This window comes from Rhizobium sp. BK418 (assembly GCF_004341105.1).
In the GTDB taxonomy this organism is placed as follows: domain Bacteria; phylum Pseudomonadota; class Alphaproteobacteria; order Rhizobiales; family Rhizobiaceae; genus Rhizobium.
Genome location: NZ_SLZK01000007.1, coordinates 375,074 through 389,726, shown reverse-complemented (window position 1 = coordinate 389,726; position 14,653 = coordinate 375,074). Strand labels below are relative to the sequence as shown.

The 14,653-nt window shown below is 59.7% G+C and carries 12 protein-coding genes and 2 riboswitches; of the genes, 5 read left to right on the top strand and 7 right to left on the bottom strand.

All coding sequences use genetic code 11. The features are described from left to right. Window positions 1-32 precede the first annotated feature (32 nt). The 7 genes from EV281_RS26210 to EV281_RS26180 all read right to left on the bottom strand — a co-directional run bounded on the left by EV281_RS26210 (window position 33) and on the right by EV281_RS26180 (window position 6,185). Window positions 33-383: a ribbon-helix-helix domain-containing protein gene (locus tag EV281_RS26210; RefSeq protein WP_132657213.1), complete on the bottom strand. Its 351-nt coding sequence runs from the start codon at window positions 381-383 to the stop codon at window positions 33-35. A gap of 124 nt (window positions 384-507) precedes the next feature. Further along, the gene (locus tag EV281_RS26205) at window positions 508-1,104 is read right to left on the bottom strand and encodes a DJ-1/PfpI family protein (protein ID WP_132657211.1); all 597 of its coding nucleotides are present in this window, start codon (window positions 1,102-1,104) and stop codon (window positions 508-510) included. Between the two features lie 87 nt (window positions 1,105-1,191). Beyond that, the gene (locus EV281_RS26200) at window positions 1,192-1,587 is read right to left on the bottom strand and encodes a DUF779 domain-containing protein (protein WP_132657209.1); all 396 of its coding nucleotides are present in this window, start codon (window positions 1,585-1,587) and stop codon (window positions 1,192-1,194) included. Between the two features lie 73 nt (window positions 1,588-1,660). Next, window positions 1,661-3,169, bottom strand: a complete 1,509-nt coding sequence (adh, locus tag EV281_RS26195; protein WP_132657207.1) for an aldehyde dehydrogenase — start codon at window positions 3,167-3,169, stop codon at window positions 1,661-1,663. Between the two features lie 168 nt (window positions 3,170-3,337). Beyond that, window positions 3,338-4,297: a helix-turn-helix domain-containing protein gene (locus EV281_RS26190; protein ID WP_132657205.1), complete on the bottom strand. Its 960-nt coding sequence runs from the start codon at window positions 4,295-4,297 to the stop codon at window positions 3,338-3,340. Window positions 4,298-4,512: 215 nt separating this feature from the next. Next, window positions 4,513-5,724 (bottom strand): TIGR03862 family flavoprotein, encoded by a 1,212-nt coding sequence (locus EV281_RS26185; RefSeq protein ID WP_132657203.1) that lies wholly within the window; start codon window positions 5,722-5,724, stop codon window positions 4,513-4,515. Window positions 5,725-5,762: 38 nt separating this feature from the next. Next, a complete protein-coding gene (locus EV281_RS26180) occupies window positions 5,763-6,185 on the bottom strand; it encodes a helix-turn-helix domain-containing protein (protein ID WP_132657201.1) in 423 nt (140 codons plus the stop codon). Window positions 6,186-6,256: 71 nt separating this feature from the next. Between EV281_RS26180 and EV281_RS26175 the strand changes: the two genes are divergently transcribed. From EV281_RS26175 to nrdE, 5 genes are all read left to right on the top strand, one after another. Then, window positions 6,257-8,542: a heavy metal translocating P-type ATPase gene (locus tag EV281_RS26175; protein ID WP_132657200.1), complete on the top strand. Its 2,286-nt coding sequence runs from the start codon at window positions 6,257-6,259 to the stop codon at window positions 8,540-8,542. 40 nt (window positions 8,543-8,582) lie between these two features. Further along, window positions 8,583-8,788, top strand: a riboswitch (cobalamin riboswitch). Between the two features lie 100 nt (window positions 8,789-8,888). Next, a complete protein-coding gene (gene metE / locus EV281_RS26170) occupies window positions 8,889-11,210 on the top strand; it encodes a 5-methyltetrahydropteroyltriglutamate--homocysteine S-methyltransferase (protein WP_132657198.1) in 2,322 nt (773 codons plus the stop codon). A gap of 157 nt (window positions 11,211-11,367) precedes the next feature. Beyond that, window positions 11,368-11,594: riboswitch (cobalamin riboswitch) on the top strand. 263 nt (window positions 11,595-11,857) lie between these two features. Beyond that, a complete protein-coding gene (nrdH, locus tag EV281_RS26165; RefSeq protein ID WP_132657254.1) occupies window positions 11,858-12,079 on the top strand; it encodes a glutaredoxin-like protein NrdH in 222 nt (73 codons plus the stop codon). A gap of 13 nt (window positions 12,080-12,092) precedes the next feature. Next, a complete protein-coding gene (nrdI, locus tag EV281_RS26160) occupies window positions 12,093-12,494 on the top strand; it encodes a class Ib ribonucleoside-diphosphate reductase assembly flavoprotein NrdI (RefSeq protein WP_132657196.1) in 402 nt (133 codons plus the stop codon). Further along, entirely contained in the window at window positions 12,473-14,641 is a 2,169-nt protein-coding gene (gene nrdE / locus EV281_RS26155) for a class 1b ribonucleoside-diphosphate reductase subunit alpha (RefSeq protein WP_132657194.1), read from the top strand. The genes nrdI and nrdE overlap by 22 nt, the downstream gene beginning before the upstream one ends. Window positions 14,642-14,653: the final 12 nt, after the last annotated feature.

Genomic DNA, 14,653 nt, shown 5'->3' with positions numbered 1-14,653 from the left:
CTAAAAATCATCACGCCGTGTGTGATCCGCGATCAATGATATTTCCGCTTCTCCCGCCCCAGAATTTCCGGCGCATTGAGGCCGGCAATCGGCCTCGAGAGGTCGGCGGGGATGTCGCCGGCAAGCTGGAGGTCCAGGTAGCGGGCGCAGCAGACGCGGAGGAACGAGGTGAAGTTGCCGAGATCATGGCCGGCATCGATCGACTCGTGGTGCAGCTTGGTGATCAGCTGGACCACGTTCATGCCGTCGCGGGCGGCAATTTCCTCTAGCTTCGACCAAAAGAAATTCTCCAGCCGCACACTGGTGACCATGCCATCGATACGCAGCGACCGGGTGGTGCTTTCCCAGAGCCGCGCATCGGCTTTGATGAACAGTTCACACATCACGTTCCTCCCGCCGGTCCATTTAAAGCGTGTCGCGATCCTTCGGATTCGTTTGCCACGCTTTAAGGCTTTGATTTTGCATGTCGGTATCGCAGAACCGCTGCGTACTTTGGCGCGACATGCTTTAGGCGGCATTGGTCTCCAGAACCGTTGCCGCATCGAGCACCGTCATGAACTGGCGCAGCCACGAAGGATGGGCTGGCCAGGCCGGTGCAGTGACGAGATTGCCATCGGAAACCGCATCGCTGATCGGGATATCGGCATAGGTGCCGCCGGCAAGCTCGACTTCGGGACGGCAGGCGGGATAGGCCGAGCAGGTGCGGCCCTTGAGAACGTCGGCGGCGGCCAGAAGCTGGGCCCCGTGGCAGATCGCGGCAACCGGCTTGTTGGCATCAAAGAAATGCCTGACAGTCTTGATGACATCGGGGTTGAGGCGAAGATATTCCGGTGCGCGGCCACCGGGGATGACGAGCGCATCGTAATCTTCGGCGCGCACGCTTTCGAACGTGGCGTTCAGCGCGAAGTTATGACCGCGCTTTTCCGAATAGGTTTGGTCGCCCTCGAAATCATGGATGGCGGTGGCGACCGTCTGGCCGGCAGTCTTGCCGGGGCAGACGGCATGGACCGTATAGCCGCAGGCAAGCAGCGTCTGGAACGGCACCATGGTCTCGTAATCTTCAGTGAAATCGCCTGTGATCATCAGGATCTTGCTCGCTGGCATGTCTTCCTCCCGTAAAAACCAACAGATGGACTTTAACAAAGGATCGCGGCCGCGGGTAATATAGGAATACTACACGGGGCTTCCTAATCAGGTCGTCTCGCGTGCCCTGACATCGGGAATCGCGCAGGCCTCGCCGCCGCCGAACATGCGCGAACGGGTGAGGAAGCGCTTCTCACGGCCATTATCGAGCGAGAACATGCCGCCGCGGCCGGGCACGACATCGATGATGAGCTGCGTGTGTTTCCAGGCCTCGAACTGGCTGGCGCTGATATAGACTGGCACGCCGCCGATCTCGCCGAGCTTCACATCCTGATCGCCGACGATGAAATCGTCCGTCGGATAACACATGGGTGAAGAGCCGTCGCAGCAGCCGCCGGACTGATGGAAGAGGATTTTGGGATAATCCTGCTGGATTTCCCTGATGAGGTCGAGCGCTGCATCGGTGGCGAGCACACGTGGTTCGCCATTGGCCGTCTGTTCCATGATTGCCTCCTCCAAGACAATGTCTCCTCCCCACGAAGGGAGGAGACTTGATAGTAGAACAATTGGATGGCTCTCAGAAGAAGCCGAGCTTCTTCGGGCTATAGCTGACCAGCATGTTCTTGGTCTGCTGGTAGTGGTCGAGCATCATCTTGTGTGTTTCGCGACCAATGCCGGACTGCTTGTAGCCGCCGAAGGCCGCATGGGCCGGATAGGCGTGGTAGCAATTGGTCCAGACGCGGCCGGCCTGGATTTCCCGGCCGAAGCGATAGGCGCGGTTGGCATCGCGTGTCCAGATACCGGCGCCGAGGCCGTAAAGCGTATCATTGGCGATCTCGAGCGCTTCCTTCTCATCCTTGAAGGTGGTGACCGAGACGACCGGCCCGAATATCTCTTCCTGGAATACGCGCATCTTGTTGTGGCCCTTGAAGATGGTCGGTTTGACGTAATAGCCGTCAGACAATTCGCCGCCGAGATCGTTGCGTGAGCCGCCGGCAAGCACCTGTGCGCCTTCCTGCTTGCCGATATCGAGGTAGGCGAGGATCTTCTCCATCTGCTCGGTCGAGGCCTGGGCGCCGATCATCGTTGCCGGGTCGAGAGGGTTGCCCTGCTTGATGGCTTCGACCCGTTTGACGGCCCGTTCCATGAAGCGGTCATAGATTGATTCCTGGATGAGAGCGCGGCTCGGGCAGGTGCAGACCTCGCCCTGGTTCAGCGCGAACATGGCGAAACCTTCGAGCGCCTTGTCGAAGAAATCATCGTCTTCGGCTGCCACATCGGCAAAGAAGATGTTGGGCGACTTGCCACCGAGTTCCAGTGTGACCGGAATGAGGTTCTGGCTGGCATATTGCATGATGAGGCGGCCTGTCGTGGTCTCGCCGGTGAAGGCGATCTTGGCGATGCGCGGGCTGGAGGCGAGTGGCTTGCCGGCTTCGAGACCAAAACCGTTGACGATATTGAGCACGCCGGGCGGAAGCAGGTCGCCAACGATTTCTGCCCAGAGAAGCAGGGAGGCGGGAGTCTGTTCGGCTGGCTTGATGACGACGCAGTTGCCGGCGGCCAGGGCCGGCGCAAGCTTCCAGGCGGCCATCAGAATCGGGAAGTTCCAGGGAATGATCTGCCCGACGACGCCGAGTGGCTCATGGAAGTGGTAGGCGACCGTATCATGATCGATTTCGCCGATCGTGCCTTCCTGGGCACGGATGCAGGAAGCGAAATAGCGGAAGTGGTCGATGGCGAGCGGAATGTCGGCTGCCATGGTTTCGCGGATCGGCTTGCCATTGTCCCAGGTTTCGGCCTGGGCCAGAAGCTCCAGCTTGTCTTCCATACGCTGGGCGATCTTCATAAGGATGTTGGAGCGCTCGGTGGTGGACGTCCGGCCCCATTTTTCCTTCGCGGCATGGGCGGCATCGAGCGCGGCATTGATGTCTTTTTCATCGGAGCGCGGGATTTCGCAGAGCTTGCCGCCAGTGACGGGCGTGACGTTGTCGAAATATTTGCCGCCGATCGGCTCGCGCCACTCGCCACCGATATAGTTGCCGTATTTCAGTTTGAACGGCGACTCGACGATTTTTTGATGAAGCATGTCATCCTCCCTTGATGAACAGGTTCCGGATCGAACCAGTGGGAGAAATCTGTGCCGCTTTTACCCGGGGCAACAGGGTCGCTAGCCAATACCGCAGTGCACAGTGTCGCAGACTTGCGACAGGTTTCGGCACCACCATGAAATCGTGATCGAACCTCTCGCCCTGTCTCAGTGCAGGTCGAGCTTCTTCATCTTCCGGTGAAGCGTGGCACGGCTGATGCCGAGGGCTGTGGCGGCCTGAGAGACATTGCCATGGGTGCGGGACAGCGCTCGCAGGAGAGCAGCCCTTTCCGCCTCGGCCATTTCCTCTTCCTGCGAGACGCGGCCTTCCTGCAGCGCATCGGAGGCAGGAAGCCCGGCGGCGATGCGTATGTCATCCAACTTGAGGGCGAGACGGGCGGCGCGCGTGGCGCCGAGGATGAGATCGTGCCGGTCAACGGCCAGCAGGGCGTTGGCGGAATTGGCGCCGGCCGGGACCATGACGAAGCGGGCGCCGGCAAACGCAGAACGGAACAGATTGAGCTCGATGCGCATCGCTGCATCCCGTACGGCCTGCGAGAGAATGGTGAGCGTCATCTCGTTGACATCATCGCGGCAGGTGGAAATGTCGAGGGCGGCGGCAAGAAGCCCGCGGTGATCGCGGATCGGCGCGGTGGTGCAGCTCAGCTTGATATTGGAGCAGAAGAAGTGTTGGTCGCGGAAGACGGCAACGGAACGCTCATCGGCGAGGGCCGTGCCGATGCCGTTCGTGCCGATGCTGGCTTCAGTCCAGACCGAGCCTGTCCAGAGACCGAGATCCTGGAATTCCTTATCATTGCCGACAGCGCCGCGGCGCTCCAGCGCGATGCCGTTACGATCCGTTAAAAGCAGGCAGCAGCCGGCCTTGCCGACGGTCATGAAGAGACGGTCGAGTTCCTCGCGAGCATCCGCCATCAATTGTTCTGATTGTTCCCGCGCAAGGCGGAATTCCTGCTCCGTGAGACGCAGAGGTGCGCGTTTTTCTTCCGGCGCAAGCTGATACATGGTCATGCATCGGCGCCACGAAGCCACGATCGGCGAACTGGCCGCAGCAGAGTTTTGCTGGGCGCACGTATAGACATGCTCCGCATGTGCGGATTGTTCGTGCATAAGGCTCCTCCCACGGAACTTGCGCATATTCTGATGTAAACGCGGCGGCTTTGCAATCAGCCGGCGGGACTGCGGATTGTATGGATTGAATTTGCCTGATGATGGGTGTCGCATATCTGAGACAGTTAAACACTGCGGTTCACACGTCGTGATCGCGATAATATGACCGTAGGCAAAAGTGAAAACCGAAAGCCGGAAATAATCGCCGGCTGCCTTCATTTTCGGCTGAGCCAACTTTCGATGCCTTTTGCCGCGGCACGGCCCGTGGCGAAACAGGCTGTGAGCAGATAACCGCCTGTCGGCGCTTCCCAATTCAGCATCTCTCCGGCTGCAAAGACGCCGGGCAGATGTTTTAGCATGTAGTGTTCGTCGATGTCGCTCCAGGCGATGCCGCCGGCAGACGAGATGGCCTCGGCGATCGGACGCGGACGCAGAAGCGGAATCGGCAGAGCCTTGATGGCGGCGGCGAGCTTCTGCGGGTCGTTGCGATCGGTCTCCAGCGTCAGTTCGCGCAGGAGCGCAGCTTTCACGCCGTCGAGGCCTGCGCCTTTGCGCAGACGGTTAGAGAAGCTCGATTTCGCATCCTGGCGGGCAAGATCGCGGGAAAGACGTTCGAGCGTGCGGCCGGGGGCGAGGTCGAGCGTCAAAGGCGCCTTGCCTTCGCCACGTAGTTGATCGCGCAGAGCGGCTGCATGCGCATAGACGAGGCTGCCCTCGATGCCGTGCCTGGTGATGACGAATTCGCCGGGAAATGTGCCCGCGGAGGAGGTTGCCGTGACGGATTTCAGCGGTTCGCCGGCAAAACGCTCACGGAAGGGATCGCTCCAGTCGACGTCGAAGCCACAATTGGCTGGCTGGAATGGAGCGATTTTAATACCACGTTCGGTAAGCAGCGGCAGCCAGGCCGCATCGGAGCCAAGGCGAGGGTAGCTTGCGCCGCCAAGCGCAAGCAGCGTGGCATCGCAGGAGATCGTCTTGCGTCCGCCGATCGTTTCGAAACTATGCCCGCCCTCAACAAAGCCGATCCAGCGATGGCGGGTGAAGAAGCTGACGCCGTGTTGCTCCAGCCGGGAAAGCCAGGCGCGCAGAAGCGGCGAGGCTTTCATGACCTTGGGGAAGACTCTGCCGGAGGAGCCGACGAAGGTTTCCGTGCCGAGGCCGGCTGCCCACGCGCGGATATCGGCCGGGGTGAAGGCGTTGAGGGCTTGCCGGAGACTGACATTGGCGTCGCCGAAGCGGGTGGCGAAACGGTCGTAGTCTTCCGAATGGGTGATGTTGAGACCCGACTTGCCGGCGAGCAGGAACTTCCGGGCGAAGGTCGGCATCGCGTCATAGACGGCGACGGCATGACCGCTCTCCGATAATATTTCGGCGGCCGACAAACCTGCGGGACCGCCGCCGATGATCGCGATTGTTTTCTGCTTCATTGCGCCTTCTTGGCGTGGCCGATGATCCGGCGCAAGTCTCAGTGATGCGGATGCACGCACTTGCCGTGGTCGGCGAGCACCTCGATGACCCGGCACTGATCGACTCGGCCATGGCCGCACCCCTCCACCATCTGTTCGAGTTCCGCCTTGAGCGCATTCAGACTGCGGATACGCTGTTCGACTTCGATCAGGCGCGCCTTGGCGATGGCGTCGGCGGAGGCGCAGGACTGGTGCGGATCGTCCTGCAGCTGAAGCAAGGTGCGGATCGCATCGATCTCGAAACCGAGCTCGCGGGCGTGGCGGATGAAGGCGAGGCGATTGAGGTCTGATGGTTCGTACGAGCGCTGGTTGCCCTCGCTGCGATTTGGCGCGGATAGGAGGCCAATACCTTCATAATAGCGGATCGTCGGCACCTTGACGCCGCTCTGACGGGCGGCTTCACCAATGGTGATCTTTTTCATGATTTTCCTCTTGTACCTCTAGTCGCTAGAGGATGTAGGAAGGATGCAGCCTACAAGCAAGGATTTAGATCATGAGTGAAGCATCACAGGCGCGGTACAGGCTCGGGGGCATGGATTGCGCTGCCTGCGCAACGAAAATCGATACGGTCGTAAGGCGTATGGATGGCGTCGAGGATGTCTCTGTTTCGGTGACGGCGGGCACGATGACGGTGCACCACAACGGCAGCAGCGATCTCAAGGCGATTGAGAGGAAGGTGACCGGCCTCGGATATTCCGTCGCTCCGCTCATGGGCAAGGCGCCCGCTCAGGAACCAAAGGAGAATCACGATCACGCGCATCATGATCACGATCATGACCATGCCGGACATGAACATCATGATCACTCCCATGAGGGCCATGATCACGATCATGCCGGTCATGATCGTTCCGATCACGGGCATTTGCACGGTGCGGAGGAAGTCGCGGGACTGCACGGTCATGATCACGGGCCAATGACCGGTCCATGGTGGCAGAGCAAGAAGGGCCGGCTGACGATCTTCTCCGGCCTGGCGCTCGTTATAGCCTATGCTGTCGGCCATCTGGTGCCCGCGATCGCTTCCTATGCTTTCATCGCAGCCATGCTGGTCGGGCTAGTTCCGATTACGCGGCGTGCGATCATGGCAGCACTTGCCGGGATACCCTTTTCCATCGAAATGCTGATGACTATTGCCGCTGTCGGCGCCGTCATCATCAATGCCGGGGAAGAAGCAGCCACTGTTGTCTTCCTGTTCCTTGTCGGCGAATTGCTGGAGGGCGTCGCTGCCGGCAAGGCGCGCGCCAGCATTCAGTCGCTGACGACGCTGGTGCCGAAGAATGCGCTGCTTGAAACCGGCGGCGAGATGAAGGAGGTGCCGGCGGAGACGCTCGCGGTCGGCTCCGTCATTCTTGTACGGCCGGGAGACCGGATTTCTGCCGACGGCACAATTCTCTCCGGTGAAAGCGCTATCGACGAGGCTCCGGTGACGGGCGAAAGCACGCCGGTGCGCAAGGGTGCAGGCGAGACCGTTTTTGCCGGCACGGTCAATGGCGATGCAGCATTGCGTGTTCGCGTCACCGCCGCTGCCGAGGACAATACGATTGCCCGCGTCGTCAAGCTGGTCGAGGAAGCCCAGGAATCGAAGGCGCCGACCGAGCGCTTCATCGACCGGTTCTCGCGCTATTATACGCCGGGTGTCGTCGTTGTAGCGGCTCTGGTCGCGGTCCTGCCGCCGCTGCTGATGGGAGCGGCATGGGGCGAATGGATCTATAAGGGCCTTGCGATCCTGCTGATCGGCTGCCCTTGTGCTCTTGTTATCTCCACTCCGGCGGCGATTGCCGCTTCGCTTTCGGCGGGCGCGCGTCGCGGGTTGCTGATGAAGGGTGGGGCGGTTCTGGAATCGCTCGGCAAGGTGACGGCTGTCGCCTTCGACAAGACGGGCACGCTGACCGAAGGCAAGCCGCAGGTGACCGATATCATTGCCTATGGTCGCTCGGAGGCGCAGGTATTATCGCGCGCCGCGGTCCTGGAACAGGGCTCCAGCCACCCGCTGGCGCTTGCCATCCTCAATCGCGCCAAGGCCGATGGCGTGCCTGTGCCGCCGGCTTTCGAAGTCGAAGCGCTGCCCGGCAAGGGGATGACCGGGAAGGTGGGTGGCGAGGTGCTTGATCTTTTGTCGCCGCCGGCAGCGCGCGAGCGTGGGGCGCTGAATGCTGAGCAGGACGAGCAGGTCGCTGCGCTGAACGGCGTGGGCAAGAGTGTTTCGGTGTTGCTCGTCGATGGCGTCGCTGGCGGCTTGATCGCCATGCGCGACGAGCCGCGCGAGGATGCAAAAAGTGGTCTCGTGACGCTGAAGGCGGCCGGCGTGCGTGCCATCATGCTGACCGGCGACAACAAGCGTACGGCAGCCGCCGTTGCCGGCGATCTTGGTATCGACTGGCGTGGCGAGCTGCTGCCGCAGGACAAGCAGCGCATTGTCGGCGAATTAAAGAAGGAAGGGCTCTTCGTCGCCAAGGTCGGTGACGGCATCAACGATGCGCCGGCACTTGCAGCAGCCGATGTCGGCATCGCCATGGGCGGCGCTACCGATGTGGCGCTGGAAACAGCCGATGCAGCGGTGCTGCATGGGCGTGTAGGCGATGTGGCGCGCATGATCGAGCTTTCGAAGCGGACCATGCGCAATATCATGCAGAACATCAGCATGGCTCTCGGGCTGAAGGCGGTGTTCCTCATCACCACCATTGCCGGCATTACCGGCCTGTGGCCGGCGATTCTTGCGGATACGGGTGCAACCGTGCTGGTGACGATGAACGCACTCCGTCTGCTTCAGATAAAGACATAAAGATTTCTTTATATCATCTTGACGATCGGATACGGCACGTGCATGCTTGACGCATCGTGGTTCTCTGGATCTGCCGATCCGGGGCTAAGAGGGAATTCGGTGCGGCCATCGCCAAGACCGGAGCTGCCCCCGCAACTGTAAGCGGATAGACACCGTCCTTCGACGTCACTGGGAAGACGCCTGGGAAGACTGGACGATGTTGATGACCCGCGAGCCAGGAGACCTGCCGCGATTGATAACGTCCACGGGCGGGGTGTCCCGGTGCGCCGCTTTTGCGAGACAGCGCCCCGCGTCCGTCTGCTTTTGCGTCCGCCGCAGCCTTGCCCATAACCTTCGGGGTAAGGAAATGAGCATCAAGACTGCAAATCTCGGCTTTCCGAGGATCGGAAAGCACCGCGAACTGAAATTCGCTCTGGAAAGCTACTGGGCCGGCAAATCCGAGGCCAGTGCGCTTCTCGACGTCGCGAAGCAGCTACGGGCGGAAAATTGGGCCCTGCAGAAAAAGAGGGGGATCAAGATCATCCCCTCCAATGACTTCTCGCTTTATGATCATGTGCTCGATACGGCCGTCATGGTCGGCGCCATTCCTTCGGCCTATGGCTGGAAAGGCGGGCCTGTTTCACTCGATACCTATTTTGCCATGGCGCGCGGCTCGACCGGCGATGAGGCGCATGCCGATTGCGGCCATCAGCACCATCATGGCCATGGCGCGCCAGCGCTGGAAATGACGAAGTGGTTCGACACGAACTATCACTACATGGTGCCGGAACTTGGTCCCGATCAATCCTTCGCGCTGACGGCGAACAGGCCGCTCGATGCCTTTATCGAGGCGAAGACGCTTGGTATCCACACCCGGCCGGTCATTCTCGGTCCGGTCACTTTCCTGAAACTCGCCAAGGGAACCGAGGAAGGTTTTGTGCCGATCCGCCTGTTGGAACGCCTGTTGCCAGTCTATACGCGGGTGTTGGCGGAACTGAGTGCTGCAGGTGCCGATTGGGTGGAGATCGACGAGCCATGCCTCGTGCTCGATCTTTCAAGAGAAGAACAGGAAGCACTGCAGCATGTCTACTGCGCGCTGCATGAGCTTGTGCCGAACCTGAAGATCATGCTCGCCACCTATTTCGGCGAAATCGGCGACAACCTGCCGACGGCGCTTGCATTGCCGGTTGCCGGCCTGCACGTCGATCTCGTTCGCGCTCCGCAGCAGATCGATGCCTTTCTTAAGGCGCCCGCCGACCTGACGCTGTCGCTTGGCGTCATTGACGGACGCAATATCTGGAAGGCGGACTTGGCCGCGATCCTGAAAATAATCGAGCCGCTCCTTCAGCGTTTCGGCGCGGATCGGCTGCAGATTGCGCCATCCTGCTCGCTGCTGCATGTGCCGATCGATCTGGAATTGGAAACCGGACTGGATGAGGAGCTGAAGTCGTGGCTCGCTTTCGCCACCCAGAAGCTTGGCGAACTTGCAGTGCTCGGCGACGCCAGCAAGGCTTCTGAGGTGATCGCGGCGGCCTCGCAGGCCGTTGTTTCGCGTGCTGCATCCCCCCGTGTGCATGATCGGAAAGTCAGGCAGCGGGTCGGTGCGATCGACGAGGTGATGACGAGGCGGGCCAGCGCCTTTGCTGAGCGGACCGGCCTGCAGGAGCGCAAGCTTCGCCTGCCGCTCTTCCCGACGACGACGATCGGCTCCTTCCCGCAGACGTCGGATGTGCGCAAATCTCGCTCTGCATTCAACAAAGGCATCATCAGCGAGACGGAGTATGATGCCTTTCTGAAAAAGGAGACGAAGGCTGCGATCCGCTGGCAGGAGGAAATAGGCCTCGACGTGCTCGTCCACGGCGAGTTCGAACGCAATGACATGGTGCAGTATTTCGGCGAGCAGCTTTCCGGCTTCGCCTTCACGCAACATGCCTGGGTGCAGAGCTATGGCTCGCGCTATGTTCGCCCGCCGATCATCTTCGGCGATGTTTCTCGGCCGAAACCGATGACCGTGGAGTGGTGGCGTTACGCGCAGTCGCTGACGGAAAAGCCGGTCAAGGGTATGCTGACCGGTCCAGTGACGATCCTCAACTGGTCCTTCGTGCGCGACGATCTCTCCCGTGCGGATGTCAGCCGGCAGATTGCGCTGGCGATCCTCGATGAGGTGCTCGATCTCGAAAAGGCCGGTGCGGCGATGATCCAGATCGACGAGGCCGCGCTTCGTGAAGGCCTGCCGCTGCGCAAGGCGGACTGGAATGCCTATCTCGGCTGGGCGGTCGAAAGCTTCCACCTCTGCGCGTCCGGTGTTGCCGACGAAACGCAGATCCATACGCATATGTGCTACTCGGAGTTCAACCAGATCATCGATGCCATTGCGGCGATGGATGCGGATGTGATTTCCATCGAAACCTCTCGTTCCAAGATGGAATTGCTGGAAGCTTTCCGAAGCTACAAATACCCGAACGAGATCGGTCCAGGTGTCTATGATATCCATTCGCCGCGCGTTCCCGACGTCGACGAGATGACGGAGCTTTTGACGCTGGCGCGTGAATGGCTGACGGATGGGCAGCTCTGGATCAATCCCGATTGCGGCCTGAAGACCCGCAAATGGGATGAGGTGCGCCCGGCACTCGTCAACATGGTTGCCGCTGCCAAGGCGCTTCGGGCAGCCGCACCGATTCGGCGGTAGGAAAACGGAGGGCCGACAAGACTTCGGCTCTCCTTAATCCCCAAATGGCATTAGACATGGCTTGATTAATCCACTGTTAACCATGATCGGACCTTTATCTAGTACCTGACGCAAGGGAAGGCACAACAAGCCGTTGATCGTTCCTTCTCATTGGGCTACTACATATAGCGTTCAAGGTTCTCCTGATTCGCAAGGATTAGGGGCTAAGATGGGAATACGGTGCGTTTCGCCATGACGGCGCGACAAGGCCGGAGCTGCCCCCGCAACTGTAAGCGGCGAGCAACTGTCCGATTTCAGGTCACTGAGGCATGAAGCTTTGGGAAGACTGGGGCAGGGTGCTTCGACCCGCGAGTCAGGAGACCTGCCTTGAACAAAAAGTCCACGGGCGGGGTGTCCGGAAGGTCGCGTATTATGCAGGCGGATCAAATCCACGCTTGCAGCGCTGCCCCGGAATGCCCGATGAACACTTAGGGGTTGAAGTCATGTCGAGGGCATCAAAACCGCCGCCCGCGCAGATCCTGCATGGAAGGGTGTTCGGCGTGTAAAGCGCCAACTTTATCAGATCAATATCAAACGTTGCCTCGGACGCCGCAAGGCGCCCGATCCCAGTATTGCGTCCGTAATCCATTGATATCACGAGGGACATGATGAGCGTTACCGTTTACAGCAAGCCTGCCTGCGTTCAGTGCACAGCTACCTACCGCGCCCTCGACCGTCTGGGCGTAGACTATGAAATCATCGATATTTCCGAGGATGCAGACGCGCTCGATCGCGTGCGCGGCATGGGGTACATGCAAGTCCCGGTCGTCGTTGCCGGCGAGAGCCACTGGGCGGGTTTCCGTCCCGACATGATCAGCGCACTCTCCTGAATGGAGAAGAGCGATGGGCCTGATCGTCTATTATTCCAGCCGATCTGAAAATACCCATCGTTTCGTCGAGAAACTGGGACTGCGCGCGGCGCGCATTCCCCTCGGCGCTGAAAATATCCAAATCCGCGAGCCCTACGTGCTGATCTCGCCCACCTATTGCGGGGACGGCGGCAAGGGCGCTGTGCCCAAGCAGGTGATCCGTTTCCTCAACGATGCGGATAACCGCTCCAACATCCGCGGCGTGATTGCTGCGGGAAACAGCAATTTCGGCGAGACTTACGGGCTTGCCGGCGACGTGATCTCGCGGAAGTGTCAGGTGCCGTACCTCTATCGGTTCGAGCTTCTGGGCACTGCCGAGGATGTCGCCAATGTCAAAGACGGGATGGGACGATTTTGGACACGGGAACAAATCTGACGCGGGATGCGAGTGCAAAGCCGGTAAAGGCAATGGAAGCGCTGGATTATCATGCGCTGAACGCGATGCTGAACCTCTATGACGACGAGGGCAAGATCCAGCTCGACAAGGACCGCATGGCGGCCAAGCAGTATTTCCTGCAGCATGTGAACCAGAACACGGTGTTCTTCCATAACCTCCGGGAGAAGCTCGATTATCTGGTCACGGAAGGCTATTACGAGCAGGAAGTGCTCGACCAGTATTCCTTCAATTTCATCCGCGACCTGTTCGATCAGGCCTATGCCAAGAAGTTCCGTTTCCCCACTTTCCTCGGCGCCTTCAAATATTACACCAGCTATACGCTGAAGACCTTTGACGGGAAGCGCTATCTCGAGCGCTACGAAGACCGCATCTGCATGGTGGCGTTGGCGCTTGCCAGAGGCAATGAACAGCTTGCTCGCGATCTGATGGAAGAGATTATCACCGGCCGTTTCCAGCCGGCAACGCCGACCTTTCTGAATGCCGGCAAGAAGCAGCGCGGCGAGCTCGTCTCCTGCTTTCTGCTGCGTGTCGAAGACAATATGGAATCGATCGGCCGCTCCATCAATTCGGCGCTGCAGCTTTCCAAGCGCGGCGGCGGCGTGGCGCTGTCCTTGACGAACATTCGCGAGGCGGGTGCGCCGATCAAGCAGATCGAGAACCAGTCCTCCGGCATCATCCCCGTCATGAAGCTACTTGAAGACTCGTTCTCCTATGCCAACCAGCTCGGTGCCCGGCAGGGCGCGGGTGCGGTCTATCTCAACGCCCATCACCCCGACATCATGCGATTTCTCGATACCAAGCGCGAAAATGCCGACGAGAAGATCCGCATCAAGACGCTGTCGCTCGGCGTCGTCGTGCCCGATATCACCTTTGAGCTCGCCAAGAACAACGAGGATATGTACCTCTTTTCGCCCTATGACGTGGAGCGGGTCTATGGCGTGCCCTTCACCGAGATTTCGGTGACGGAAAAGTATCGCGAGATGGTGGCGGATGCCCGCATCACCAAGAAGAAGATCAAGGCGCGCGAATTCTTCCAGGTCATTGCCGAAATCCAGTTCGAGAGCGGCTATCCCTACATCATGTTCGAAGACACGGTGAACCGGGCAAATCCGATTGCTGGCCGCATCAGTATGAGCAATCTCTGCTCGGAAATCCTGCAGGTGAGCGAGGCGAGCGAATTCAACGACGACCTTTCCTACAAGGCGATGGGCAAGGATATTTCCTGCAATCTCGGCTCGCTGAACATTGCCATGGCGATGGATTCATCAGATTTCGGCAAGACGATCGAAACCTCGATCCGCGCGCTGACGGCCGTATCCGATATGAGCCATATCTCCTCGGTACCGTCGATCGAGAAGGGCAATGACGACAGCCACGCGATTGGCCTCGGCCAAATGAACCTGCATGGTTATCTCGCCCGCGAGCGTATTCATTACGGTTCGGAAGAGGGCGTCGATTTCACCAATATCTATTTCTACACGGTCACCTATCACGCGCTGCGCGCCTCCAACCGCCTGGCGGTCGAGCGCGGTGCGAGCTTCAAGGGCTTCGAGAATTCGAAATATGCCTCGGGTGAATATTTCGACAAATATACCGCGCAGGATTGGAAGCCGGCGACCGGGAAGGTGCTGGCGCTGTTCGACGATGCCGGTATCCATATCCCCACGCAGGGAGACTGGCTCGAACTGAAGAAGGCGGTCATGGCGTCGGGTCTCTATAACCAGAACCTGCAGGCGGTGCCGCCGACCGGCTCGATCTCTTACATCAATCACTCGACCTCCTCGATCCATCCGATCGTCTCGAAGATCGAGATCCGCAAGGAAGGCAAGATCGGCCGTGTCTACTATCCGGCGCCGTTCATGACCAATGACAATCTCGATTACTACGAGGACGCCTACGAGATTGGGCCGGAAAAGATCATCGATACCTATGCGGCCGCCACCCAGCATGTCGACCAGGGCCTGTCGCTGACGCTGTTCTTCCGCGACACGGCGACGACGCGCGATATCAACCGCGCCCAGATCTATGCCTGGAAGAAGGGCATCAAGACGATCTACTACGTCCGCCTTCGTCAGATGGCGCTGTCCGGCACCGAGGTGCAGGGCTGCGTTTCGTGTACGCTCTAACCGACCGGAGAT